General features: G+C 64.5%; 22 protein-coding genes. 14 read left to right on the top strand and 8 right to left on the bottom strand.

Annotation, left to right across the window (positions count from 1 at the left end; translation table 11 throughout):
• Window positions 1-142 precede the first annotated feature (142 nt).
• On the bottom strand, window positions 143-2236 hold the full coding sequence (locus K289_RS0124265; protein ID WP_027553925.1) for a methyl-accepting chemotaxis protein: 2094 nt from the start codon (window positions 2234-2236) through the stop codon (window positions 143-145).
• 278 nt (window positions 2237-2514) lie between these two features.
• On the opposite strand from K289_RS0124265, the gene K289_RS50665 reads away from it, so the two are divergent.
• Complete coding sequence (locus K289_RS50665; RefSeq protein WP_145927457.1) at window positions 2515-2670, top strand: Thivi_2564 family membrane protein; 156 nt, start codon at window positions 2515-2517, stop codon at window positions 2668-2670.
• A gap of 59 nt (window positions 2671-2729) precedes the next feature.
• On the opposite strand, the gene K289_RS0124255 is transcribed toward K289_RS50665, so the two are convergent.
• From K289_RS0124255 to cysD, 4 genes are all read right to left on the bottom strand, one after another.
• Entirely contained in the window at window positions 2730-2930 is a 201-nt protein-coding gene (locus K289_RS0124255) for a CsbD family protein (RefSeq protein ID WP_027553924.1), read from the bottom strand.
• 80 nt (window positions 2931-3010) lie between these two features.
• Window positions 3011-5176, bottom strand: a complete 2166-nt coding sequence (locus tag K289_RS0124250) for a malate synthase G (RefSeq protein WP_027553923.1) — start codon at window positions 5174-5176, stop codon at window positions 3011-3013.
• 306 nt (window positions 5177-5482) lie between these two features.
• Window positions 5483-7399 (bottom strand): adenylyl-sulfate kinase, encoded by a 1917-nt coding sequence (gene cysC, locus K289_RS0124245; RefSeq protein ID WP_027553922.1) that lies wholly within the window; start codon window positions 7397-7399, stop codon window positions 5483-5485.
• Window positions 7400-7421: 22 nt separating this feature from the next.
• Entirely contained in the window at window positions 7422-8216 is a 795-nt protein-coding gene (cysD, locus tag K289_RS0124240) for a sulfate adenylyltransferase subunit CysD (protein ID WP_027553921.1), read from the bottom strand.
• 244 nt (window positions 8217-8460) lie between these two features.
• Between cysD and cysG the strand changes: the two genes are divergently transcribed.
• From cysG to K289_RS0124180, 12 genes are all read left to right on the top strand, one after another.
• Entirely contained in the window at window positions 8461-9879 is a 1419-nt protein-coding gene (gene cysG / locus K289_RS0124235; RefSeq protein WP_027553920.1) for a siroheme synthase CysG, read from the top strand.
• A complete protein-coding gene (locus K289_RS0124230; RefSeq protein WP_027553919.1) occupies window positions 9876-10193 on the top strand; it encodes a DUF2849 domain-containing protein in 318 nt (105 codons plus the stop codon). The genes cysG and K289_RS0124230 overlap by 4 nt, the downstream gene beginning before the upstream one ends.
• Window positions 10194-10204: 11 nt before the next feature.
• On the top strand, window positions 10205-11860 hold the full coding sequence (locus tag K289_RS0124225) for a nitrite/sulfite reductase (protein ID WP_027553918.1): 1656 nt from the start codon (window positions 10205-10207) through the stop codon (window positions 11858-11860).
• On the top strand, window positions 11847-12362 hold the full coding sequence (locus K289_RS0124220) for a DUF934 domain-containing protein (protein WP_027553917.1): 516 nt from the start codon (window positions 11847-11849) through the stop codon (window positions 12360-12362). The genes K289_RS0124225 and K289_RS0124220 overlap by 14 nt, the downstream gene beginning before the upstream one ends.
• Complete coding sequence (locus tag K289_RS0124215) at window positions 12359-13090, top strand: phosphoadenylyl-sulfate reductase (RefSeq protein WP_027553916.1); 732 nt, start codon at window positions 12359-12361, stop codon at window positions 13088-13090. Before K289_RS0124220 ends, K289_RS0124215 begins: the two co-directional genes overlap by 4 nt.
• A 112-nt stretch (window positions 13091-13202) precedes the next feature.
• Entirely contained in the window at window positions 13203-14204 is a 1002-nt protein-coding gene (locus tag K289_RS0124210; protein ID WP_156918160.1) for a sulfate ABC transporter substrate-binding protein, read from the top strand.
• A 69-nt stretch (window positions 14205-14273) separates the two neighbouring features.
• Window positions 14274-15080, top strand: a complete 807-nt coding sequence (gene cysT, locus K289_RS0124205) for a sulfate ABC transporter permease subunit CysT (RefSeq protein ID WP_027553914.1) — start codon at window positions 14274-14276, stop codon at window positions 15078-15080.
• Window positions 15081-15090: 10 nt separating this feature from the next.
• Entirely contained in the window at window positions 15091-16002 is a 912-nt protein-coding gene (cysW, locus tag K289_RS0124200; protein ID WP_027553913.1) for a sulfate ABC transporter permease subunit CysW, read from the top strand.
• Window positions 15992-17029, top strand: a complete 1038-nt coding sequence (locus K289_RS0124195; protein WP_027553912.1) for a sulfate/molybdate ABC transporter ATP-binding protein — start codon at window positions 15992-15994, stop codon at window positions 17027-17029. The genes cysW and K289_RS0124195 overlap by 11 nt, the downstream gene beginning before the upstream one ends.
• 89 nt (window positions 17030-17118) lie before the next feature.
• Window positions 17119-17622: a CAP domain-containing protein gene (locus K289_RS0124190; RefSeq protein WP_027553911.1), complete on the top strand. Its 504-nt coding sequence runs from the start codon at window positions 17119-17121 to the stop codon at window positions 17620-17622.
• A gap of 78 nt (window positions 17623-17700) precedes the next feature.
• Window positions 17701-18876: a patatin-like phospholipase family protein gene (locus tag K289_RS0124185; RefSeq protein ID WP_027553910.1), complete on the top strand. Its 1176-nt coding sequence runs from the start codon at window positions 17701-17703 to the stop codon at window positions 18874-18876.
• A gap of 1 nt (window position 18877) precedes the next feature.
• On the top strand, window positions 18878-19666 hold the full coding sequence (locus K289_RS0124180) for a 3-hydroxybutyrate dehydrogenase (protein WP_027553909.1): 789 nt from the start codon (window positions 18878-18880) through the stop codon (window positions 19664-19666).
• Between the two features lie 203 nt (window positions 19667-19869).
• Here the strand turns inward: K289_RS0124180 and K289_RS0124175 are convergent, their stop codons facing one another.
• The 3 genes from K289_RS0124175 to K289_RS0124165 all read right to left on the bottom strand — a co-directional run bounded on the left by K289_RS0124175 (window position 19870) and on the right by K289_RS0124165 (window position 23209).
• Window positions 19870-20694 (bottom strand): sulfite exporter TauE/SafE family protein, encoded by an 825-nt coding sequence (locus K289_RS0124175; protein WP_027553908.1) that lies wholly within the window; start codon window positions 20692-20694, stop codon window positions 19870-19872.
• A gap of 189 nt (window positions 20695-20883) precedes the next feature.
• Window positions 20884-22251, bottom strand: a complete 1368-nt coding sequence (locus K289_RS0124170) for a flippase (protein ID WP_027553907.1) — start codon at window positions 22249-22251, stop codon at window positions 20884-20886.
• 115 nt (window positions 22252-22366) lie between these two features.
• Window positions 22367-23209: a protein-disulfide reductase DsbD domain-containing protein gene (locus tag K289_RS0124165; protein ID WP_027553906.1), complete on the bottom strand. Its 843-nt coding sequence runs from the start codon at window positions 23207-23209 to the stop codon at window positions 22367-22369.
• Window positions 23210-23350: 141 nt separating this feature from the next.
• On the opposite strand from K289_RS0124165, the gene K289_RS0124160 reads away from it, so the two are divergent.
• A complete protein-coding gene (locus K289_RS0124160; RefSeq protein ID WP_027553905.1) occupies window positions 23351-23995 on the top strand; it encodes a YqgE/AlgH family protein in 645 nt (214 codons plus the stop codon).
• Window positions 23996-24116: the final 121 nt, after the last annotated feature.

The following is a 24116-nucleotide window of genomic DNA, read 5'->3' as shown; positions in this document are numbered from 1 at the left end:
CCCGAAAAGGGTAAAAACTTAGACAGTGGCGCTGCCGTAAAATTACGGAGTCGTTAACGATTGGGGGCGGCGTCTCATCATCGTCCTGGCTTTCGCCGGGACGACACGGGGGCTTGTGGCCGCTTACCTGCAACCCACAGCCTTACGCCGCCCTGATCTTGCCGAGGAAGTCGCTCACCTGCTGGCCGAGCTGGCGGCTCTGGGTCTCCAGCAGCTCGGAGGCCTGCTTCACATTCTCGGCGGCGCCGGCTGCGGCGTCGGCGTCGGCTTTGACGCCGGTGATGTTGTCGGAGACGTTCCGGGTGCCCTGCGCCGCATATTGCGTGCTGCGGGTGATCTCTTGTGTCGCCGCGCCCTGTTCCTGCACGGCGGCGGCGATGGCGGTGGCGACCTCATTCACCTCGCCGATGATGCCGCCGATCGCCTGGATCGCGTTGATGGCGTCACCCGCCACCTTCTGGATGTCGGCGATCTGCTCGGAAATCTCTTCCGTCGCCTTCGCGGTCTGGCTCGCCAGCGACTTCACTTCGGAAGCGACCACCGCAAAGCCGCGGCCGGCCTCGCCGGCGCGGGCCGCTTCGATCGTGGCGTTGAGCGCCAGCAGGTTGGTCTGTGCCGCGATGGTGTTGATCAGGCCGACGACCTCGCCGATACGCCCCGCCGACTTCGCAAGGCCCTGCACGGTGCCGTCGGTCTCGCGCGCCTGGCCGACGGCGCGGCCGGCGATCCCTGCGGCATGGGCGGCCTGCTGACTGATGTCGTTGATGGAGGCGCTGAGCTCTTCAGCCGCGGCCGCCACGCTGTCGACGCTCATCGAAGCGTCATTGGAGGCCTTGCCGGCGACCTGGACGCGATCGTTGGTCTGGCGCGACACGGCCGACAGATCGCCAGAGGTCTTGCGCATGGCGCCGGAGGCTTCGCCGAGCTCGGCCAGCGTCTTGCGGACCGCGCCCTCGAATTCGCCGACATAGGCCTCGACCGCGCGCTGGCGCACTGCTGCGCCCGCGTTGCGCTCGCGCTCATGCGCCTCGATCTTCAGCTTGTCGGTGGCCTGCTGCTTGAACGTTTCCAGCGCGCCGGCGAGTGCGCCAATCTCGTCCCTTCGGTCGAGATGGCCGCTGTCGACGGTGAGGTCGCCGCCGGCGACCTTCAGCATGGCGTCGCGGATGTTGTTGAGGGGATGGATGACGCGGCGGCTGACCAGCATGATCGCACCTACGGCAAGGCCGAGCGCGAGCGCGAGCAGAACGAGCTGCACGATCAGCGCGCGCTGCGCGGCGCCGCGCTGCTCCAGCGTGTAGGTCCCGGCGGCGTCCAGGGCGGCTTCCGCGACCGCGACCGCGCTCGCCATGCGGCCGACCGTCACGGGGCTCCACTGGTTCGCCGTCATCTCGGCCTTTTCACCCTTGACCAGCGTGTCCGCAAGACGATCACGCAAGGCCAGATATTGCGCATCGAAATAGCCGGTCTTGGCCGCCGCCATGGCGGAGGCGAGCGCCGGGGGCAACTGCATGCCCGAGGTCGACAACTCCAGAGCCTTCCAGATCGCCGTCGTGCCGCCGACATACTGGGTATAGGCGTAGCGGCCTTCCGGCGTGATCTTGCCGGCCGCAAGCCCGGTCGAGACGATCAGCGAAGCCTCGCCCGCCGTGTTGCGCAAGAGCCAGGCGTTCTGCTTGATCGACAGCAACTGGTCGATCGCGGCGTCCTGGTGGTTGACGGTCGCGGCCAGGATGTTCGACAGCTTGTCGAGCGTGTCGAGCAGGCCCTGCGTCGTCTCCATATATTCCTTGGACAAGGCAGCGCGGCGTTGGTCCTTAGGCTTCGCCACCTCCTCCCAGAACTGCTTCTGTTCCTCCGTCAGCAATTTGTAGAGGCGGGCAAGCTCCGGCACTAGCGTGCCCGATTGCGGAAAGTCCAGGGTCGGCAGCAGCTCGAGCGCGCGCGCCATCGCGGGCATCTGCGCATCGCGCAGGTCCCGCAGATATTTCTCAATTGTGGGATCCATCGGCTCGGCCGCGTTGAGGAGCCGCGTGGTGGTCGAGCGGTCGGTGCGCAGATTGTGCATCGCCTTGAACAGGTCGGCGGAGGCGTAAGCGATGTGCGAGATGCGGGTCGCGGTCGCGAGGCGGTCCCAGGACTCGTAGGCGGTGAGCGAGAGCGCAATCACCACGCAGACCGACGTGATCGCTATCACTGCCTTCAGCAGCGCGGACACGGTCAGACGATTCAGCATCGAAACCCCCAATTCCAAATTCCAAGCTTCGTTAAGGGCACTCCCAACTGCAAATGAAGGAAAACAGGGAGGGCGCTCGTGATCTGCAATCGCGTGCCGCTCGCGGCTTGCCCCGAACGGTTTCGGCATTCCGAAGCAAAAGGGTAAAATTTTAGGCAGCGGGCCCGCCGGTAGAAGTACGTATTTACCAGAAGTTGTAAGGGGTTGCCGGATATGGAACCGGGAGCGAGGGGTGCGCGTTAGGACATCGTTAGGAATTGCCTGAAGGGGGCTTTGCGATGTTGATCGGCGTACTCGTCACCTTTCTCGTCGTTATTCTCGTTCTTTATCTCATCAACATGTTGCCGATGGACGGCCGCGCCAAGCAGATCGCGCGCATCATCGTCATCATCATCGGCGTCGTGTCGCTGCTGAAATATCTCACGGTGTTCTAGCGGGGCTACGAGCAAAAAAGCCCCGGCGTGAGCCGGGGCTTCGTTTGCATTATCGCGCCCTAGTGCAGCGACTTGAGCCAGTCGTCGACGTCCTGACGAACCTGATCCTTGGCCTTGCCGTAGCGCTCCTGGAGCCGGCCTTCGAGCTGCTCGCGACGGCCCTCGATCAGTTTGAGGTCATCGTCAGTGAGCTTGCCCCACTTCTCCTTGGCCGAACCCTTGAACTGCTTCCAGTTTCCTTCGATGCGATTCCAGTCCATGGCCATCTCCAATCAGTTGATGGCCGGACAACGCGATCGGCGCGCGGCCGTTCCGCCGCGCGCCGTGACCTTTCGCCCGATCAGCCCGCGGCTTTGGCCTCGCGGCGGCGCGCGGTGAGGATGTATTCGGTGTAGCCGTTCGGCTGCGTGCGGCCCTTGAAGACGAGATCGCATGCCGCCTTGAAGGCGACGCCGTCGAAGGCGGGCGCCATCGGCTTGTAGAGCGCATCGCCCGCGTTCTGCTTGTCGACAACCACAGCCATGCGCTTCAGCGATTCCATCACCTGCGCTTCGGTGATGACGCCCTGGTGCAGCCAGTTGGCGAGATGCTGGCTCGAGATGCGCAAGGTCGCGCGGTCTTCCATCAGGCCGACATCGTGAATGTCGGGCACCTTGGAGCAGCCGACGCCCTGGTCGATCCAGCGTACGACATAGCCCAGAATGCCCTGGCAGTTGTTGTCGATCTCTTGCTTGACGTCGTCGGGCGCCCAGTTCGACTTCGACACCGGAATGGTGAGGATGTCGGAGAGCTTGGCGCGCGGTCCGCCCTTGGTGAGCTCTTGCTGGCGCGCGATGACGTTGACCTGGTGATAGTGCAGGGCGTGCAGCGTCGCGGCGGTCGGCGAGGGCACCCAGGCGGTGGTGGCGCCAGCCTGCGGATGCGCGATCTTCTGCGCCAGCATGTCCGCCATCTTGTCGGGCGCGGCCCACATGCCCTTGCCGATCTGGGCGTGGCCGGGCAGGCCGTCGATCAGGCCCATGTCGACGTTCCAGTCCTCATAGGACTTGATCCACGGCTGCGCCTTCATCTCGTTCTTGCGGATCATCGGACCCGCTTCCATCGAGGTGTGGATCTCGTCGCCGGTGCGGTCGAGGAAGCCGGTGTTGATGAAGACGATGCGCTTGGAGGCCTGCTGGATGCAGGCCTTGAGGTTGACGGTGGTGCGGCGCTCCTCGTCCATGATGCCGACCTTGAGCGTGTTCTCCGGCAGCGACAGCATCTTCTCGACGCGGCTGAAGATCTCGCAGGTCAGCGTCACCTCGTCCGGTCCGTGCATCTTCGGCTTGACGATGTAGACCGACCCGGTGCGGCTGTTCTTGCTCTTGGACAGACCCTTGAGGTCATGGATCGCAAGCAGGCCGGTGACGGCGGCATCGAGGATGCCTTCCGGAATCTCCTCACCCTTCTCGTCCAGCACCGCGTCGGTGAACATGTGGTGACCGCAATTGCGGATCAGCAGCAGGCTGCGGCCGTGCAGCTTCACCTCGCCCTTGCCGTCCGGCGTCTTGTAGCTGCGGTCGGTGTTGAGCGAGCGCGTCAGCGTCTTGCCGCCCTTCTCGAAATCGGCCGAGAGGGTGCCATTCATCAGGCCGAGCGTGTTGCGATAGACCAGCACCTTGTCCTCGGCGTCGACCGCGGCGACCGAGTCCTCCATGTCGAGGATGGTGGAGACCGCGGCCTCCATGATCATGTCGGCAACCCCGGCCGGATCGTCCTTGCCGATCGTGTTGCTACGGTCGATCTTGACCTCGACATGCAGGCCGTTGTTGACGAGCAGCACCGCGGAGGGCGCGGCCGCATCGCCCTGGAAGCCGGCGAATTGCGCAGCGTTCTTCAGCGCGGTGGCATTGCCGCTCTTCAGCTTCACCGCGAGCTGGCCGGCGACCACGCTGTAGGCGGTGACGTCGGTGTGGCTGCCGGTCGCCAGCGGTGCGGCGGCATCGAGGAACGCCTTGGCCTTGGCGATCACCTTGTCGCCGCGCGATTTGTTGTAACCCTTGCCGCTCTCGGAAGGATCATGCGGAATCGCATCGGTGCCGTAGAAGGCATCATAGAGCGAACCCCAGCGCGCGTTCGCCGCGTTGAGCGCGTAGCGTGCATTGGTGAGGGGCACGACGAGCTGCGGACCGCAGATCTTGCCGATCTCCTCGTCGACATTGGCCGTCTCGACCTTCTGCGTCGCGGGCTCGGGCAGGAGATAGCCGATCTCCTTCAGGAACGCGGTATAGGCGTTGATGTCGAACGGCTTGCCCTTGTTGGCGCGGTGCCAGTCGTCGATCTTGGCCTGGAACGTATCGCGTACCGCCAGCAGCGCGCGGTTCTTCGGCCCAAGATCTTTGAGGATGGCGGCAAGCCCCGCCCAGAACGCGTCAGGCGCGATCCCGGTTTTCGGGGCCGCTTCCTTCGCGATGAAATCAAACAGGACCGGGGCGATCTTCAATCCGTGGGCGTCGACGCGTTTCATGATGGGCTTTCTCGTTGGAAATGGCTGTTTTTGCCTGCTTTTGACCCGTCAGCAGCAAAATGCGCCCATAAAGGGCGGCTTTCGGGGCCCTATTAGCCCCAAAACCAGGGCCGTGAGAAGGCCCCTAAACGCTTGTCAAAATGTCAAGGTGAGGTGCGGGCGGCCCCACGCACCGTTGTCATTTGCCGCGAAAGCGGGGAATCCAGTACGCCGCGGCCTCTTGGTATCCCAACGCTGTCTCTGAAATACTGGGTCGCCCGGTCCGCACATCAAGCCGGGCGACGACAGATTGGGAATAGGACAGACTCAAATATTCGCCGCGAGATCGACCATCTCGTCGAACAGCACGCCGGTCTCCTTCAACATCCGCTCGATCTCGTCGGCCGCATCCGCAACCGTCCGCGCGGACGTGTCGATGACGAGCTCGGCGGCCTGCGGCGTCTCGTAGTCGTTGCCGATGCCGGTGAACGAAGCGAGCGCACCCGAGCGGGCCTTCTTGTAGTGACCCTTGGGGTCGCGTTCCTCGCACACGGCCGCAGGCGTTGCGACATGGATCTCGCGGAACGTGGTGTCGGCGATCCGACGTGCCGTAGCGCGGTCTTCGCGGGCCGGCGAGACGGCGGCGACGATCGCGATATGGCCGTTGCGCGCCAGATGCGTTGCGACTTCGGCGAGGCGGCGGATGTTCTCGCTGCGGTCGGCGGCGGAGAAGCCGAGGTCGCTGTTGAGCCCGGCGCGCAGCGTGTCGCCGTCGAGCAGGATGGGCGAGCCGCCGTTGGTGAACAGCCGCCGCTCCAGCGCCTTCGCCAGCGTCGACTTGCCGGAGGCTGGCAGGCCGGTGAGCCAAACCACCGCGCCGTTGTGGCGATAGCGCGCGGAGCGCTCGTCGGGCCGCAGCGCCGATTCCACCGGCACGATGTCGACCGGCACGGCGCGCTGGCCGGCATCCACCGACAGCACCAGACCGCCGCCGGCGATGCGTCCGGAGACTTCGATCACGAGGCGGCCGGTGCGCGGGTTCTCGGTGTAGGGATCGGTCGCGATCGGATTGGACAGTGAAATGTCGATCTCGCCGACATGGTTGCGGCCGATCGCCTTGTTCTCGGTGCTCGAGAGCTCACCGGGATCGACCGCCTTCTCGATCGCGACCACGGTGGCGCGGCTTTCCTTCGGTCCGCAGCGCACCAGCAGCTGGTCGCCCTTGGCGAGAGGCTTGTCGTGCAGCCAGAAGATGCGCGCGCGCAGCCGGCGCGTCTCGCGCGGAGCCGTGCCCGCATGCGCGATGATGTCGCCGCGCTCGATGAACAGCTCGCGGTCGAGCGTGATGCCGACCGAGCGTCCCGCGCCCTGCCGGGTCGCGACCGGCGTCACCGGCCAGCTTTCGACCGTCTTGATCTTCGCGATCTTGCCGGCCGGCATGATCACGATCTCGTCGCCGGCGATGAGGCTGCCGGATTCGATGCGGCCCGCGACGATGCGGCGGTCATCGAATTTGTAGATCGCCTGCACCGGCAACCGCAGCGCCAGCGCCTCGAGCGGGCGCGCCGGCTCGAGCCGGTCGAGCGCCTCGACCACGGTCGGGCCCTTGTACCAGCCGATGCGGTCGGTGCGCGTCGCAACGCCGTCGCCGTCGCGGGCGGAGATCGGGATGATCGCGGTCGGCGTCACGCCGAGGCCATTGAGATGCGCGGAGATCTCGTCGCTGATCGCCTTGAAGCGATCGGCGGCGAAGTCGACGCGGTCCATCTTGTTGACGACGATCGCGACCTGCTTCACGCCGAGCAGATGCAGGAGATAGCCGTGCCGCCGGGTCTGGTCGCGCACGCCTTCGAGCGCGTCGATGATCAGCACCGCGCCGTCGGCCTGCGAGGCGCCGGTGATCATGTTGCGCAAGAATTCCGCGTGGCCGGGCGCGTCGATCAGCACGATGTCGCGCGAATTGGTGCGGAAGCGGATCTGCGTGGTGTCGATGGTGATGCCCTGGTCGCGCTCGGTCTGCAGCGCATCGAGCAGGAACGACCATTCGAACGGCATGCCGCGCCGCGCGCTGACGGCTTGCAGCATTTCGAGCTTGCCCTCGGGCAGGCTGCCGGTCTCATGCAGCAGCCGGCCGACCAGCGTAGACTTGCCGTGGTCGACATGGCCGACGATGACGATGCGGACCTGCGGACGCGTGGTGCCGTTCGGGGTAGCGGGCGAAGCCGTGGTGACGATCATATTCATAGCCGCGTTGCGTCCTCAGGGATCAGAGATAGCCGGCGACGCGCAGACGCTCGAAGGCGTCTTCGGTCTCGTGATCGAGCGCGCGGCCGGCGCGCTCCGGCACCTTGGTCTGTTCGAGCTCAATCAGGATCTCGTCGATGGTTGATGCGGTCGACGCGACCGGATTGGTGATGTCCTGATCGCCCAGCGAGCGATAGCGCTTGCCGTTCTGCGACAGATAGAGCGGGATGATCGGGATGTTCTCGCGCTTGGTGTAGGCCCAGATGTCGGCCTCGGTCCAATGCAGGATCGGGTGGATGCGCAGATGCGCGCCCGGCGGCGGCGAGGCGTTGAACTGGTCCCAGAACTCCGGCGGCTGGTCGCGCACGTCCCAATTGCCTTCGAGCCCGCGCGGCGAGAACACGCGCTCCTTCGCGCGGGTTGCCTCCTCGTCGCGGCGGATGCCGGCGATCAGGCCGTCAAAGCCGAATTTGCCGAGCGCCATTTTCAGGCCTTCGGTCTTGCGCGCGGCGGAGCGCGCGGCCGGCGGCAGGGTCGGATCGACGGCATCGATCGGCGGGCAGGGCTCGACGCGAAGGTCGAGGTCCCACTCTTTTCCGTAGTGATCGCGGAAGCGATACATCTCCGGAAACTTCTTGCCGGTATCGACGTGAAGGGCAGGGAACGGCATGCGGCCGAAGAACGCCTTCCGCGCCAGCCAGATCATGACGTTGGAGTCTTTCCCGAGTGACCACAAGAGCGCGATCTTCTTCAGCCGGGCGAAGGCCTCGCGGAAGATGTAGATGCTCTGCGCCTCAAGCTGGTCGAGATGGTCCATACTCGGAGCAAGGTCGGCAGAAAATTCTTGCGCGCGCACGCGCTCGGCGAGCGCCGGGCTGCTCAGTCCGTCAGCTGCGGAATCGTCCTTGAGAAGATGCATCTCTGCCACTTTGCGTTTGGAGGCGAAAATTCTATAGTCGCAGCGCAGAAGAGAAGAAAAAATTTTCTCTTTGCGCGCTCGAAACGACACATATATAGAAAATAATTCCAGTCAACCCCGAATTGGGGGAAACGAGTATCGCATGCGGTTCTTGCCGGTGTTCCTCGATCTCAAGGCCGGTCCGGTGGTCCTCATCGGCGCGGGCGAGCTTTTGCGCGCCAAGCTGCGCGTGCTCGCGGCCGCCGGGGCGCGCATTCGCGTGCATGCGATCGACCGCAATCATGACCTCGGCGATGCTGGCACCGCGCACATTGAATTCGATGCCGGCGATCCGCTTGTCGCCGATCTCGCTGGCGTCATCGCCGTCGTCTGCGCAGGAGCGGGCGATGTCGGCGTTGCGATGTCAGCGCGCGCCAAGATGCTCGGCCTGCCCGTCAACGTCATGGACGACCTCGAGCATTCCAGCTTCATCTTCCCGGCGATCGTCGATCGCGGCGATGTCGTGGTCGCCGTCGGCACCGGCGGCACCTCGCCGGTGGTGGCGCGGCGCGTGCGCGAAAAGATCGAGGCGCTGCTGCCGGCCCGCATCGGCGAGCTTGCCGAGTTCATCGGCGGCTTCCGCAAATCGATCAACGAGCGCATCGCCGAGTTTCCGTTGCGCCGCCGCTTCTGGGAGCGCGTGGTCGACGGTCCGATCGGCGCCGCCGTGCTCGCCGGCCGCAAGGATGAGGCGGATGCGGCACTCAAGGCTGTTTCAGATCCGTCCGCCTTCGCGCGCGCCGACAAGCCGGAGGGCTCCGTCACGCTGGTCGGCGCAGGCCCCGGCGATCCCGATCTTCTGACCATCAAGGCGCTGCGCGCGTTGCAGGACGCCGATGTCGTCTTCCATGACGAGCTGGTCTCGGTAGAGATTCTCGACCGCATCCGTCGCGACACCACGCGCGTTCCCGTCGGCCGCCGCGTCGGCAAGCCCGGCATCGGCCAGGACGCCATCAACCGGCGGATGATCGAGGCCGCACAGGCCGGCCAGCGCGTCGTGCGGCTGAAGGGCGGCGATCCCTTCGTGTTCGGCCGCGGCGGCGAAGAGGTTGAAGCGTTGCGGGCGGCGGGCGTCGCCTATTCGATCATTCCCGGCATCACCGCCGGCATCGGCGGCGCCGCCGATTTCGAGGTGCCGCTCACCTACCGCCATGAAGCCACGCGCATCACCTTCCTCACCGCGCACAAGGCGCGCGATGCCGAAACCGTCGACTGGTCGACACTGACCGATACGAAAATGACCGTCGTGGTCTACATGGGCATGACTGCCGCGCCTGCCGTGCGCGCCGGCCTGTTCGCGGCCGGCCGTTCGCCGGAGACGCCGGTCGGTGTGTTCGCCCGCGTCACCCGGCCCGATGCGCAAGCCGCGATCGGCACGCTGCGCGACCTGCCCGAGCTCGTGCGGCGGACCAATGGCGGTCCTGCCATTCTCATCATCGGCGAGGTGGTCCGGCATGCCGGTTCCCTTCGCCGCCAAACTCCCAAACAAATCATCTCTGACCTGTTGGATGCAGCCGAATGACCTCCCCGCTTGAACAAAAGAAGATCCGTATCGCCGGTACCTCGGTCGTGACCGCCAATCGCACCTGGGATGGTGCGGTGGTCTATCGCACCGCCAGCAAGGGCTGGTCCGCCGACCTGTCGGAGGCTGCGATCGTGCGCAACTCCGATGAGGCAAAAGCGTTGCTTGCGGAGTCCGTTGCCGATGACGTCGGCGCCGTGGGTGCCTATATCGCTCCGGTGCAGGTCGGCGAGGACGGCAAGGTCGAACCCGGCAATCTGCGCGAACAGATCCGCCGCACCGGCGTGACCATCGGACAGCCGGCCCAGGTTTAAGGCACTCTCTTATGTACGCTTACGATGAAATCGACCGCACGCTGGTCAACGAGCGTGTCTCGGAATTCCGCGACCAGGTGAAGCGCCGCCTCTCCGGCGAGCTCACCGAGGACGAATTCAAGCTTCTGCGGCTTCAGAACGGCGTCTATCTGCAACTGCACGCCTACATGTTCCGCGTCGCGATCCCCTATGGAACGCTGGCGTCGAACCAGTTGCGCGCGCTCGCCCATGTCGCGCGCAAATACGACCGCGGCTACGGCCACTTCACCACGCGGCAGAACATCCAGTTCAACTGGATCAAGCTCGCCGAGCTGCCGGACGCGCTGGCTGATCTCGCCGAGGTCGGCATCCATGCGATGCAGACCTCCGGCAACAACATGCGCAACGTCACTTCGGACCAGTGGGCCGGCGTCGCGCCGGGCGAAATCGAGGATCCCCGCATCTGGTCGGAGCTGATCCGCCAGCACACCACGCTGCATCCCGAATTCTCGTTCCTGCCGCGCAAGTTCAAGATCGCGATCACCGCGTCGGATCACGACCGCGCCGCGATCAAGATTCACGACATCGGCCTGCGCCTGATCAAGAACGAGAAGGGCGAAACCGGCTTCGAGGTGCTGGTCGGCGGCGGTCTCGGCCGCACGCCGTTCATCGCCAAGACCATCAAGCACTTCGTGCATGGCCGCGATATCCTGAGCTATATCGAGGCGATCCTGCGCGTCTACAATCAGTACGGCCGCCGCGACAACATCTACAAGGCGCGCATCAAGATCCTGGTGCACGAGCTTGGCATCGAGAAGTTCTCGCGCGAGGTCGAGGAGGAGTGGCAGCACATTCGCAACTCCTCGCTTCAGATCGACGACGAAGTGATCGAGGACATCCGCTCGCGCTTCACCTATCCGGCCTATGAGAAGCTGCCGCACATGCCGGACGAGCTGCGCCAGGCCGCGGCCGATCCGGACTTCGAGGCGTGGCGCAGGAACTCGGTCGCCCCGCACAAGATCCAGGGCTACTCCATCGTTACGATCTCGCTGAAGCCGACCGGCAAGCCTCCGGGCGATGCGACCGCCGAGCAGATGGACGCTCTGGCCGATCTCGCCGACAAATATTCCTTCGGCGAAATTCGTGTCGGTCACGAGCAGAACCTGGCGCTGCCGCATGTCGCCAAGCGCGACCTGCCGGCGTTGTGGAAGGCGCTCGACAAGCTCGGGCTCGCCACGCCCAACGTGAACCTGATCACCGACATCATCGCCTGCCCGGGTCTCGACTATTGCTCGCTGGCGAATGCGCGCTCGATCCCGATCGCGCAGGAGCTGACGCGGCGCTTCGCCAATCACGAGCTTGCCAACCTGATCGGCCGGCTGCACATCAACATCTCCGGCTGCATCAACGCCTGCGGTCATCACCATGTCGGGCACATCGGCATTCTCGGCGTCGAGAAGAACGGTGAGGAGGTCTATCAGATCACCATCGGCGGCCGCGCCGACGAGAGCGCCGCGCTCGGCAATCTGATCGGCCCCGGCGTGAAGTTCGACGAGGTCGCAGACGTCGTCGAGGACATTGTCGAAGCCTATCTCGCGCTGCGCGAGCGACCGGAAGAGCTGTTCATCGACACGGTGAAGCGTCTCGGTGTCGAGCCCTTCAAGGAGCGTGTCTATGCCACTCGTTAATGGCGGAAAGATCGTCGACGACAGCTTCGTCAAGCTCGCCGTCGATACGCCGCTGCCTGAGGGCGGCGACATCCTGGTGCCGGCCGAGCGCTTCCTCGGCGATGCGGAGGCATTCCTCGCACGCGCCGGCAAGGTCGGCGTGATCTGGCCGAACAACCGCGACATCGACGAGCTGGTGCCCTTCCTCGGCAGGCTGGCCGCGGTGGCGCTGGTGTTCCCAACCTTCCGTGACGGACGCGCCTATAGCCAGGCACGGCTCTTGCGCGAACGCTTCAATTATCGCGGCGAGGTGCGCGCAACGGGTCAGGTGCTGCGCGACCAGTTCGTGTTCATGCTGCGCGCAGGCTTCGATGCCTTCGACGTCAAGAAGCAGGCCGACGCCGAGGCCTTCATGCAGACGGCGAAGCGCTATTCGGTGTTCTATCAGCCGACCGGGGACGGCCGCATCACGGCGCTGCACCGGCGCATGCAGCTGCGCCATTCGGAAGGTGTCGGCACGTGAACGCGATCGCGGCACAGGTTTCATCAGCGTCGGTCTCTGCGCTGCCGTCGGCGGAAGAGCTTGATCGCACTCTGCGCGACGCCTCGCCCGCGGAGGTCATCGCTGCCGCTCTGAAGGCCGTTGGCCGCGACAAGCTCGCTCTGGTGTCGTCATTCGGCACGGAATCGGCGACGCTGCTCAAGGTGATGGCGGATGTCGATCCCGCCATCCCCGTGATCTTCCTCGACACCGGCTGGCTGTTCGAGGAGACGCTCGCCTATCGCGACACGCTGATCGCAACACTCGGGCTGAAGGACGTCCGTTCGATCAAGCCGGCGGAGGAAACGTTGTCGCGCGAGGATCCGGACCGCGAGCTCTGGTTCTCCGATCCCGACGCCTGCTGCCGTATCCGCAAGGTTGAGCCGCTGGCGCGTGCGCTCAAACCGTTCTCGGCCTGGATCAATGGCCGCAAGCGCTTCCAGGGCAATGCGCGCGCCGATATTCCGGTCGTCGAGGACGACGGCGCGCGGTTGAAGTTCAATCCCTTCGCCAATGTCTCGCGCGAGGAGCTGGAGGCGATCTTCGTCCGCGCCAAATTGCCGCGGCACCCGTTGGTCGCGTCAGGATTCCTGTCCGTTGGCTGCATGCCCTGCACCAGCCGGGCGGCCGAAGGCGAGGATTCTCGCGCCGGCCGGTGGCGGGGCCGGGCCAAGACAGAATGCGGCATTCACACGATGAAGATTTCGTAGCACAGTCAGGTTGCCACGCTGCGAACAAGGAAATCCAGTTCCGTTGACTTAAGCGCGTTTCGCCCCGAGTTATGGCTGCACGCCTTCGCCGACACTGTCGTCGTCGAAGTGAATGGAGATGGATATGATGCGTCGTATCGTTCCGCTCGCTGCAGGACTCCTCTGGGCAAGCTCGGCTCTCGCCGCTGACATCAATTTGTTGAACGTGTCGTACGATCCGACACGCGAGCTCTATGTCGAATTCAACAAGGCGTTTTCGCGCGTCTATCAGAAGGAAACCGGCAAGAGCGTCGAGATCAAGCAGTCGCATGGCGGCAGCGGATCGCAGGCGCGTGCGGTGATCGACGGATTGCAAGCCGATGTCGTGACGCTTGCGCTCGCCTATGACATCGACGCGATCGCCGGCAAGGGCCTCACCGCCGCCGATTGGCAGAAGCGGCTGCCGCAGAATTCGTCACCCTACACCTCGACCATCGTCTTCCTGGTGCGCAAGGGCAATCCCAAGGGCATCAAGGACTGGGACGACCTTATCAAGCCCGGCGTTGCCGTGATCACGCCGAACCCGAAGACCTCGGGCGGCGCGCGCTGGAATTATCTGGCGGCCTGGGGTTTTGCGCAGAAGAAATACGGCTCGGCCGACAAGGCCAAGGAGTTCATCGGAAAACTCTATCAGCAGGTGCCGGTGCTCGATACCGGTGCGCGCGGCGCGACCGTGACCTTCGTCGAGCGCGGCGTCGGCGACGTCTTGCTCGCCTGGGAGAACGAGGCCTACCTCGCCCTCAAGGAGTTCGGCGCCGAGAAGTTCGAGATCGTGGCGCCGCCGCAATCGATCCTCGCCGAGCCGCCGGTCGCGATCGTCGACAAGGTTGCCGACAAGAAGGGCACCCGCAACGCCGCCGATGCCTATCTGCAATATTGGTACACCAAGGAAGGTCAGGAGATCGCCGCGCGCAATTTCTACCGCCCGCGCGATCCGGAGATCGCCAAAAAGTACGAAAACGCCTTCGCCAAGGTCGAGCTGTTCACGATCGATGATTTGTTCGGTGGCTGGACCAAGGCGCAACGGGAACATTTCGCCGATGGCGGCGTCTTTGATCAGATCTACAAGAACTGATCGGGCGTTGCCGTAGAGAGGGCTGTCACAGGGGGACTGGTGAGCGCTATCACAGCACGACGCCGGACACTGCCGGGCTTCGGTCTCACGATGGGACTGACGCTGTCCTGGCTGTCGATCATCATCCTGATTCCGCTCGCCGGCCTGTTCCTGAAATCCTTCGAGCTCAGCCCCGAGCAGTTCTGGAACATTCTCTCCAGCCGCCGCACTTTGAACGCGCTGCGGGTCTCGTTCGGGCTCGCCTTCGCGGCGGCCTGCGTCAATCTGGTGATGGGCAGCATCATCGTCTGGGCGCTGGTGCGCTACCGCTTCCCCGGCCGGCGGCTGTTCGATGCCATTGTCGACGTGCCGTTCGCGCTGCCGACGGCGGTTGCCGGCGTCGCGCTGACCTCGCTGTTCGCCGAGAAGGGCTGGCTGGGCGCGCCGCTGGCGGCGCTCGGCATCAAGGTGGCGTTCACGCCGGTAGGCATCTTCGTCGCCATGATCTTCATCGGCATTCCGTTCGTGGTCCGCACCGTGCAGCCGGTGCTCCAGGATCTCGATCCCGAGATCGAGGAAGCCGCGGGCAGTTTAGGGGCAAGCCGCTGGCAGACGATCATTCGCGTGATCCTGCCTTCGCTTGCGCCGGCGCTGCTGACCGGACTGGCGCTCGCCTTCGCGCGCGCCGTCGGCGAATACGGCTCGGTGATCTTCATTGCCGGCAATCTGCCCAACGTTTCCGAGATCGCGCCGCTGCTGATCGTGATCCGGCTCTCCGAATTCCGCTATGCCGATGCGACCGCGATCGCGGTCATCATGCTCGTCGTGTCATTCGTCACGATCTTCGCTGTGAACCGGTTGCAGCGCTGGGCGCAAAACCGGATCCCGGCGCGTTGAGGTGGATGCGATGACCCTGCAGATCGCAGATACCGTCTCGCTCTCGCCGTCGCAAGCGAAGGCGCGCGCGCATGCGGTTGCCGCGCGCGACAACCTCCGCACCGAGCCGAGGGCGGTGCGGATTGCCATCATCACGCTGGCTGTGCTGTTCCTCACCGTCTTCGTCGTGCTGCCGCTGGTGGTGGTGTTCGCGCAGGCGTTCTCGAAGGGCATTCTGGCCTATCTCGCCGCGCTCTCCGAGCCGGAGGCGCTGGCCGCGATCAGGCTGACGCTGCTGGTCGCATTGATATCGGTCGGGCTCAATCTCGTGTTCGGCCTGGTCGCGGCCTGGGCGATCGCCAAGTTCGACTTCAGGGGCAAGACCTTCCTGATCACGCTGATCGATCTGCCGTTCTCGGTGAGCCCGGTGATCTCGGGCCTCGTCTTCGTGCTGCTGTTCGGCGCGCAGGGCTATTTCGGCGGCTGGCTGCGGGAGCACGACATCCAGATCCTGTTCGCGGTGCCCGGGATTGCGCTGGCGACCACATTCGTGACCTTCCCGTTCGTGGCGCGCGCGCTGATCCCCTTGATGCACGAGCAGGGCACGCAGGAGGAGGAGGCCGCGATCTCGCTCGGCGCCTCGGGCCTGCAGACCTTCTTCCGCGTCACGCTGCCCAATATCAAATGGGGCGTGCTCTACGGCGTCCTGCTCTGCAATGCGCGCGCGATGGGCGAGTTCGGCGCGGTGTCGGTCGTCTCCGGCCACATCCGCGGCGAGACCAACACCATGCCGCTGCTGGTCGAGATCCTCTACAACGAGTACCAGTTCGTCGCCGCCTTCGCGATCGCCTCGCTGCTCGCGATGCTGGCGCTGATCACGCTGATCGCAAAAACCGTTCTCGAACGTCATCTGGGCGAAGGACACGCATCCCGTGACCATTGAAGTCAGGAATCTCGTCAAGAAGTTCGGCAGCTTCGCGGCGCTCGATGGCGTCGACCTCAAGGTCGACAATGGCGAATTGCTGGCGCTGCTCGGCCCGTCCGGCTCCGGCAAGACGACGCTGCTTCGGATCATCGCCGGCCTCGACTGGCCTGACAGCGGCGAAGTGTCCTTCAACGGCGAGGACGCGTTGGCGCAAGGCGCGCGCGAGCGTCACGTCGGCTTCGTGTTCCAGCACTACGCGCTGTTCCGCCATATGACGGTGTTCGAGAACGTCGCCTTCGGCCTGCGCGTGCAGCCGCGGGCGGTTCGCAGGGACGAGGCGACCATTCGTGCGCGCGTCAAGGATCTGCTCGATCTGGTGCAACTCGACTGGCTCGCCGACCGCTATCCGAGCCAGCTCTCGGGCGGCCAGCGCCAGCGCATTGCGCTGGCGCGCGCGCTGGCGATCGAGCCGCGCATCCTGCTGCTCGACGAGCCCTTCGGCGCGCTCGATGCCAAGGTGCGTAAAGAGCTGCGCAAATGGCTGCGCTCGCTGCATCACGAGATCAACGTCACCTCGATCTTCGTCACCCACGACCAGGAGGAGGCGCTTGAGGTCGCCAACCGAGTCGTGGTGATGGACAAGGGCCGGATCGAGCAGATCGGCTCGCCCAACGAGGTCTACGAAAGCCCGGCGACCGCGTTCGTCCATGGCTTCATCGGCGAGTCCATCGAGCTGCCGGTCCATGTTGCCGACGGCGTGGTCCGGCTCGGCAACCGGCCGCTCGGGCTTGCGGTGGACGGGTCGGCGTCTGGCGCGTCACGACTGTTCGTGAGGCGACACGACATGCAGGTCGGCCCGGCCGGCAGCGGGGCCTTCGAGGGCGCCGTGCAGCATGTGCGGAATTTCGGCCCGGTGCAGCGAGCCGAGGTGGCGCTGTTCGGCGGCGAGACCATCGAGATCGACGCCCCGCGCGACAAGGAACTGCGCGCCGGCGACAGGATCGGCCTCGAGCCCCGCCGCTACCGGATATTTGCGGGCGGCTGAGGCCGTCACACAGGGCAAATTTTCCTCAAAATTCACCTTTCAGCCACGGTTGGTATGCAACAACGGCCCCTTCATTGGGGGCCTTACTCATGCGCGCCGCGGCCGCAATTCTCATCCTTTTGCTGTTGGCCGGCTGTGCGGGCAACGAAGCGCCGGTCCAGCAGCCCTCGATGTATGCAGACATGGCGGTCCCGGGCGCGAAGCTCGATGCACAGGCCGCCGCGGTGATGATCTCGCAATACCGCCAGAACAACGGGCTCGGCACCGTCATCATCGACCCCGATCTGACCATGCTCGCCGAATCCCAGTCCAGCGCCATGGCGGCGGCGAACAAGATGGACCACGACGTCCGCGCCCCCCTGGGCAAGCGTCTCAATGCCGGCGGCTATCCGGCCACCGTCGCGGTCGAGAACATCTCGGCCGGCTATCATACGCTGGCAGAAGCGTTTTCCGGCTGGCGCGACTCGCCTCCGCACCGGGCCAATATGCTCAAGAGCGGTGTCACAAAATTGGGCATAGCAGCGAGCTATGCTCCGGGCACCAAATACAAGGTGTTCTGGACCATGATCCTGGCCTCGACGGACCCCCGATAAGCCAGACTTGATCCCGGGATGCATTGACGCCGCGGCAGACTGTCGCCACGGTGGCTCGCCTTTTGCTATTGTTCCCGTATGACAGATCATAGCCCGGAAGTCGCAACTGTCCCCGCGAATGCGCAACGCGTCCTGGTCCTGCAGGGCGGCGGCGCGCTCGGCTCCTATCAGGCCGGTGCCTATCAGGCGCTGTGCCATTTCGGCTTCGAGCCGGAATGGGTCGCCGGCATCTCCATCGGCGCGGTCAATGCCGCCATCATCGCCGGCAATGAGGGAGAGACCCGCATCAAGCGGCTGAAGGAATTCTGGGAGATGGTCTCCGCGCCGGTGCCGTGGAAACCGATCGGCAAGAGCGATCACAGCCGCGAGCTGTTCAACTCCACCAGCGCCGCGCTGATCGCGACCTTCGGCGTGCCCGGCTTCTTCGTCCCGCGCGTTCCGCCCGCGCCGCTGTGGCCGCCGGGCCATCCCGAGGCGGAAAGCTATTACGACACCGCGCCCTTGAAGAAGACGCTGGAGCGGCTGGTCGATTTCGACCGCATCAACGACCTGAAGACACGCCTGTCGGTCGGCGCGGTCGGCGTCACCTCGGGCAACTTCAAATATTTCGACAATTACGAGTTCAAGAAGCTCGGCAAGAAGATCGGCCCCGAGCACATCATGGCCTCCGGCGCGTTGCCGCCGGGCTTTCCATCCGTCATCATCGAGGGCGAGCATTATTGGGACGGCGGCATCGCCTCGAACACGCCGCTCGATTACGTGCTCGATGCCGAATTCCAGCGCGACATGCTGATCTTCCAGGTCGACCTGTTCAGCGCGCGCGGGGACTTGCCGGTCTCGCTGCTCGAGGCCACCGAGCGCGAGAAGGATATTCGCTTTTCCAGCCGGACGCGGATGAACACCGACAAGAACAAGCAGATCCACAACGCCCGCCGGGCCGTGCGCGACCTGATCGGCAAGCTGCCGGATTACCTGAAGAACGATCCGTCCGTCGAATTCCTCGCCAAGGCGGCGCGCGAAAGCACCGTGACCGTCGTGCACCTGATCTATCGCAGCAAGAACTACGAATCCTCGTCCAAGGATTACGACTTCTCGCATGTCGCCATGGTCGAGCACTGGGAAGCCGGCGTGCGCGACGTGCACCTGTCGATGCGCCACAAGGATTGGCTCGAGCGGCCGCAGTCCGGCGAGACCATGGTGACCTACGATCTCACGGGGGACGTCTCCGTGCCCCCGGCAAAAAGGAGCGAATAAAATGGGTAGTCTGTCAGGCAAGAACGCCGTCGTCACCGGATCGACCAGCGGCATCGGGCTCGCTTATGCGCGTGCCTTCGCGCAGGCTGGTGCCAACGTCGTCATCAACGGCTTCGGCTCGCCCGAGGATATCGAGAAGGAACGCTCGAAGATCGAGTCCGACTTCAAGGTGAAGGCGATCTATTCGCCCGCCGACATGACCAAGCCGGCCGAAATCGCCGACATGATCGCGCTCGGCGAGAAGACCTTCGGCTCGGTCGACGTCCTCGTCAACAATGCCGGCATCCAGTTCGTCTCGCCGATCGAGGAATTCCCGATCGAGAAGTGGGACCAGATCATCGCGATCAACCTGTCCTCGGCGTTCCATGCCATCCGCGCCGCGGTTCCCGGCATGAAGAAGCGAAGCTGGGGCCGCATCATCAATACCGCGTCGGCGCACTCGCTGGTCGCCTCGCCCTTCAAGTCGGCTTACGTGTCGGCCAAGCACGGCATCGCCGGCCTGACCAAGACGGTGGCGCTGGAGGTCGCGACTCACAAGATCACCTGTAACTGCATCAGCCCGGGCTATGTCTGGACGCCGCTGGTGGAGAAGCAGATCCCGGATACCATGAAGGCGCGTAACCTGACGCGCGAGCAGGTCATCAACGACGTGCTGCTCGACGCGCAGCCGACCAAGGAATTCGTCACCTCCGAGCAGGTCGCGGCGCTGGCGCTGTTCCTGTGCAGCGACGATGCCGCGCAGATCACCGGCACCAACCTCTCGATCGACGGCGGCTGGACCGCGGAATAGGGCTTCGGATTCGCATGACGCAAGCGGCGGGAGCGCTATGCTCCCGCCGTCTTTCGTTTGATGGCTCCAGGCCGTAGGCTCGGCAAAGGCGCCTCAGCGCCGTGCCTACCCTCTTTCTCCGAGTGAGAAGTGGTGGGCACGCTTCGCTTTGCCCACCCTACGAAGCAGGGCGATGATTGATGGAGAGCGCAGCGTTTTTCGGCTCAATGGCTCCAGGCCAGAGCCGTCACGATGGCGGATGGCAGGTTCAGCTCGGTGAACATGATCTTGCCGGAGACCACGATGAGGACGCAGGCGAGCGCGAGGCGCAGCACCGTCTCCGGCATGCGGGTCGCGCTGTAGCTGCCGACGATGATCCCGGGCAGCGAGCCCATCAGCAGCACGCCCATCAGGTGCCAGTCGACCGAGCCGAGCATCCAGTGACCGGTGCCGGCCACCAGCGTCAGCGGCACCGCATGCGCGATGTCGGAGCCGACGATGGTCGCCATCGGCAGGCGCGGATAGAGCAGCAGCAGCACGGTCACGCCGACCGCGCCGGCGCCGACCGAGGAAATCGACACCAGCACGCCAAGCACGACACCGGTGACGACGGTCGCAATCGCCGTGGTGCGGTCATCGAGCTTCTCCAGGCGGCGGCGATAGCGTTCCATGATCGACTTGCGGAAGATCAGCGAGGCCGCCGTCAGCATCAGCGCAAAGCACAGCACCAGATTGACGAGATTGCGCTCGGCATCGCTCTTGAGATCGAGCTTCCACAGCACGAGGAGCGTCAGCGCACTCGCCGGGATGCTGCCGCAGGCGAGCCGCAGCACTGCTGGCCAATGCACGCTCTTCGACCAGCCGTGCACGACGCTGCCGCCCGTCTTGGTGGCTGCGGCATAGAGCAGATCAGTTCCGACCGCAGTCGACGGGTGGACGCCGAACAGCAGGATCAGGAGCGGCGTCATCAGCGAGCCGCCACCCACGCCGGTCATCCCGACAAGCAGGCCGACGCCGAATCCCGAGGCGACGTACAATGGATCGATCATGCTGGGAGAATCTTAGGTTTATCTCGTCATTTGGGCAATATGACGTAGAATAAACTTTCCCTGAGGCGCAACCGCTCGGATCAAATAAGAAAGATCATACTACGGGCCCAAGATGGGGCAGCCATTTTGTCCTGCTCGCAGGCGTCTCGCGAAATGGCGTTCCCCACAGGGGAAGGCAAGTTGTCAGGTCTATTTCCCGAACGCCAGCACGTGCAGCCCCAGCCGCTGCCTGACGATCCAGAACAGCAGCACAGTCTCGAAGGTCAGCGAGATCGAGGTCGCGGCCGCAGCGCCGTGGCCCCCGAAGCGCGGCACCAGGGCAATGCAGAGCACGACGTTCATCGCGAAGGCGAGGGCGTAGGCCAGGGCGCAGATCTTCTGCTGGCCGAGCATGTTGAGCAGACGTTCGACCGGGCCGATCGCGGCGCGCACCACGAGCCCGATCGCGGCAACGAACATGATGTCGTAGCCGACCACGAATTGCGGTCCGAACAGCCAGAGCAGCGGCTTGCCGAGCGCGAGCAGCACAACGGTCGCCGCCAGCGACGGCCAGAACGTCCAGTTGATGGCGTGGGCCACGTAAGCCGACAGGCGCGCCTTGTCGCCGAGGGCGTTGTACTCGGCGAAGCGATGCGCTGTCGTCGCCGACATCGCGTAGTGGATGAAGGAGACCAGCGCCAGCGTCTTCACCACGGCGAAGTAGACGCCGACTTCCTCGGAGGGGCGGAACTGCTGCAGCACCAGAACGTCGGTGTAGGAGAGCAGCAGGTAGAAGCTCTCGACCAGCAGGATCGGTAGCGAGACCGCGAGCCAGCCGCTGATGTCATAGGCCTTGGGACCGGGCTCGATGTGGTCGGCGAGCTTGCGATTCAGCATCACCATCTGGCCGGTCATCGCGATCCACACCGCGCCGGCGCTCGCGACCATCGCCGCAACGGCGCCGAGATGGTAGCCGAGCAGGAAGGCGCCGGCCGTGATACCGATGATGAGCGCCTGGCGGATGATGAACTGCGGCATCAGGCCGAGCTGCATCCAATCATGCGAGCGCGCGATGCCGTCCTGAGTGTTGGCGACGACGAAGGCGGGCAGCGTCATGCAGCCGATATAGAGCGGCAGCTCCTCGGCCGGACCGATCCAGGGCGAGAGCAGTTTGACGATGCCGGCGAGGCCAAGCGACACCAGCGTGGAAACGGCGAAGGTCAGCCAGCGGCTGCCGGAGAGGAAGCCGCGCAGCAGCGCATGCTCGCCGCCGGTACGATATTCCGGAATGATCTTTTGCGCCGACGCCGAGATGCCGAAATCCATCATGCTGCCGAGCAGCAGCACCCAGGTCCAGACATAGACATAGATGCCGTAGTCCGACGTGCCCATCCAGCGCGCGAGCAGCACCTGCGAGAAATAGGCAAGGCCAGCGCTGATCACGCGTATCATGAAGATGGTGCCGGCAAGCCGCCGCGTCAGCGACGCTTCGCTCGACCCGCCCGAGAGTTTGCCGCGCAGCCGCGCGACCAGGCCGGCCGGTCCGGTCGTTGCGGATTGTGCGTCCATCACGGCCACGTCGAAGGGATCCCTGGGCGTTCCGCAAGCTGCGGCAGCCTTCGACCTAGCAACCATTCGTTAAGATTCGGTTGGGTGCCCAAGGTCGTCCTGGCTTTCGCCAGAACGACTCTCCCTAGTCCAGTTTCGTGTTGAACTCGTACGACTTGTCCGGCCCGACCAGCGTGAACTTCAACGCCGCGCCATCAGGCTTGGCGCCTGGCGGCAGTCCGTCGAGCTCGAAGGCAAAGCGTTTCACCCCCGGCGGGCTGTGCTCGACCAAGGCCGGAATCGGCAGCGCCCAGTCGAGCGTCGGTCCTTCCACGAACAAATTGACGTTGCGCGCGTCCGCCGGCGCGACGACGTCGACGATCACCTTGGTGGCCCCGTCGCGCTTGACGTCGCGGATGGTCAGCGGATTGGGATCGCCGATATTGGCGGGCTTGGGCACGGTGTCCAGCGCCGCACGCAGATTGGCGTCCTCGGTCGAGGCGACATTGTTGAAGCCGAGCTCGGCGCTGGCCTCGACGGGAATGCAGAGCTTTTCGCACACGGCATAGTTGATCTCTGCGCGCAGCGTTACCGGCTTGTCAGGCGCCTTGGCGACGATGCGCAAGGGCAGCACGATCTGGTCGTGATAGCCGATCGAATGGCCGCCGGCACCGTCGTCGAATTTCTGCGGCGCCGGCCACATGACCGTCACCGTCTCGACATTGTCCGACTTCGAGAAGTCGAACCGCGGCGGAACACCGGAATCGCCGGGCATACGCCAGTAGGTTTTCCAGCCCGGCTGGATCTGAAAGGCGATGCCGCCGAGCAGGACCGCGCCGCTGCGCGATCCCGCGAGCAATCGCACCGCGGAATGTCCGTCGCGCTGCCAGGGCGAGGCGTCGTCGGCATGGGCTGCAAACGCCAGCGACGACGCAAGCAGGGTGGTTGCGACGCCAATCGCCGCACGCATGGGAACTCTTGTCAGCATAGCACGTCTTTACAGGGGCATCCCGGGGCAAACCATTGAATTGCTTGTGATGAATGTGGCTGAATCGGGCTTCCTCAAGCCTTGATTTGACAGCCGCCGGGCCCGACATCAGGATAGGAATTGAAACCGGAGTGCTTCCCCATGGCTCCTGAAGGCAAAAGGACTGGCGAGAGCACCCAGAATGTGGGCTCTGCGCCGCATAATTCGGCCGGGTATCTCGACGGCCGTCTCCTGATCGCAATGCCGGTGATGGGCGATCCCCGCTTTGAGCGCTCGGTGATCTATCTCTGTGCTCATTCGGCGGAAGGCGCGATGGGCATCATCGTCAATCATCCTGCCGGTAGCATCGATTTTCCCGAGCTCCTGGTCCAGCTCGGCATCATCAAGAAGGGCGAGCAGATCAAGCTGCCGGAGAACGCCGAAAGCATGAAAGTGCTGCGCGGCGGCCCGGTCGACACCGGCCGCGGCTTCGTGCTGCATTCCAGCGACTTCTTCATCGAGAACGCGACGCTCAGGATCGACGACGGCGTCTGCCTCACCGCCACCGTGGACATATTGCGAGCGATCGCCAACGGCTCAGGGCCGAAGCACGCCATCCTCGCGCTCGGCTATGCCGGCTGGGCGCCGGGCCAGCTCGAGACCGAGATCCAGAGCAACGGCTGGCTGCATTGCGATGCGGATACGGATCTGATCTTCGGCGACGACGTCGACGACAAATACGCCCGTGCCCTGCGCAAGATCGGCATCGATCCCGGCATGCTCTCGAACGAGGCGGGGCACGCGTAGCTGCACGTTTGGCCTTCGTCCTGGCTAAGCCGGGACCCCTGCGCGCGTGCTTGCGCTCGCCGCGATGGCCAAAATCGGTTCTATCCAACCCAAAGACTGCGCAATCTGAGTTTGGGCGGCG

This window comes from Bradyrhizobium sp. Cp5.3, from assembly GCF_000426265.1.
Classification (GTDB): Bacteria; Pseudomonadota; Alphaproteobacteria; order Rhizobiales; family Xanthobacteraceae; genus Bradyrhizobium; species Bradyrhizobium neotropicale.
The sequence above is the reverse complement of the archived record's forward strand: the minus strand, read 5'-3'. Positions and strand labels throughout refer to the sequence as shown.

Coding starts and splice junctions, on each gene's coding strand:
- K289_RS0124265 (WP_027553925.1), bottom strand. CDS start 2,236: ATGCTGAATCGTCTGACCGTGTCCGCGCTGCTGAAGGCAGTGATAGCG.
- K289_RS50665 (WP_145927457.1), top strand. CDS start 2,515: ATGTTGATCGGCGTACTCGTCACCTTTCTCGTCGTTATTCTCGTTCTT.
- K289_RS0124255 (WP_027553924.1), bottom strand. CDS start 2,930: ATGGACTGGAATCGCATCGAAGGAAACTGGAAGCAGTTCAAGGGTTCG.
- K289_RS0124250 (WP_027553923.1), bottom strand. CDS start 5,176: ATGAAACGCGTCGACGCCCACGGATTGAAGATCGCCCCGGTCCTGTTT.
- cysC (WP_027553922.1), bottom strand. CDS start 7,399: ATGAATATGATCGTCACCACGGCTTCGCCCGCTACCCCGAACGGCACC.
- cysD (WP_027553921.1), bottom strand. CDS start 8,216: ATGGACCATCTCGACCAGCTTGAGGCGCAGAGCATCTACATCTTCCGC.
- cysG (WP_027553920.1), top strand. CDS start 8,461: ATGCGGTTCTTGCCGGTGTTCCTCGATCTCAAGGCCGGTCCGGTGGTC.
- K289_RS0124230 (WP_027553919.1), top strand. CDS start 9,876: ATGACCTCCCCGCTTGAACAAAAGAAGATCCGTATCGCCGGTACCTCG.
- K289_RS0124225 (WP_027553918.1), top strand. CDS start 10,205: ATGTACGCTTACGATGAAATCGACCGCACGCTGGTCAACGAGCGTGTC.
- K289_RS0124220 (WP_027553917.1), top strand. CDS start 11,847: ATGCCACTCGTTAATGGCGGAAAGATCGTCGACGACAGCTTCGTCAAG.
- K289_RS0124210 (WP_156918160.1), top strand. CDS start 13,203: ATGGAGATGGATATGATGCGTCGTATCGTTCCGCTCGCTGCAGGACTC.
- cysW (WP_027553913.1), top strand. CDS start 15,091: ATGACCCTGCAGATCGCAGATACCGTCTCGCTCTCGCCGTCGCAAGCG.
- K289_RS0124190 (WP_027553911.1), top strand. CDS start 17,119: ATGCGCGCCGCGGCCGCAATTCTCATCCTTTTGCTGTTGGCCGGCTGT.
- K289_RS0124185 (WP_027553910.1), top strand. CDS start 17,701: ATGACAGATCATAGCCCGGAAGTCGCAACTGTCCCCGCGAATGCGCAA.
- K289_RS0124180 (WP_027553909.1), top strand. CDS start 18,878: ATGGGTAGTCTGTCAGGCAAGAACGCCGTCGTCACCGGATCGACCAGC.
- K289_RS0124175 (WP_027553908.1), bottom strand. CDS start 20,694: ATGATCGATCCATTGTACGTCGCCTCGGGATTCGGCGTCGGCCTGCTT.
- K289_RS0124165 (WP_027553906.1), bottom strand. CDS start 23,209: ATGCTGACAAGAGTTCCCATGCGTGCGGCGATTGGCGTCGCAACCACC.
- K289_RS0124160 (WP_027553905.1), top strand. CDS start 23,351: ATGGCTCCTGAAGGCAAAAGGACTGGCGAGAGCACCCAGAATGTGGGC.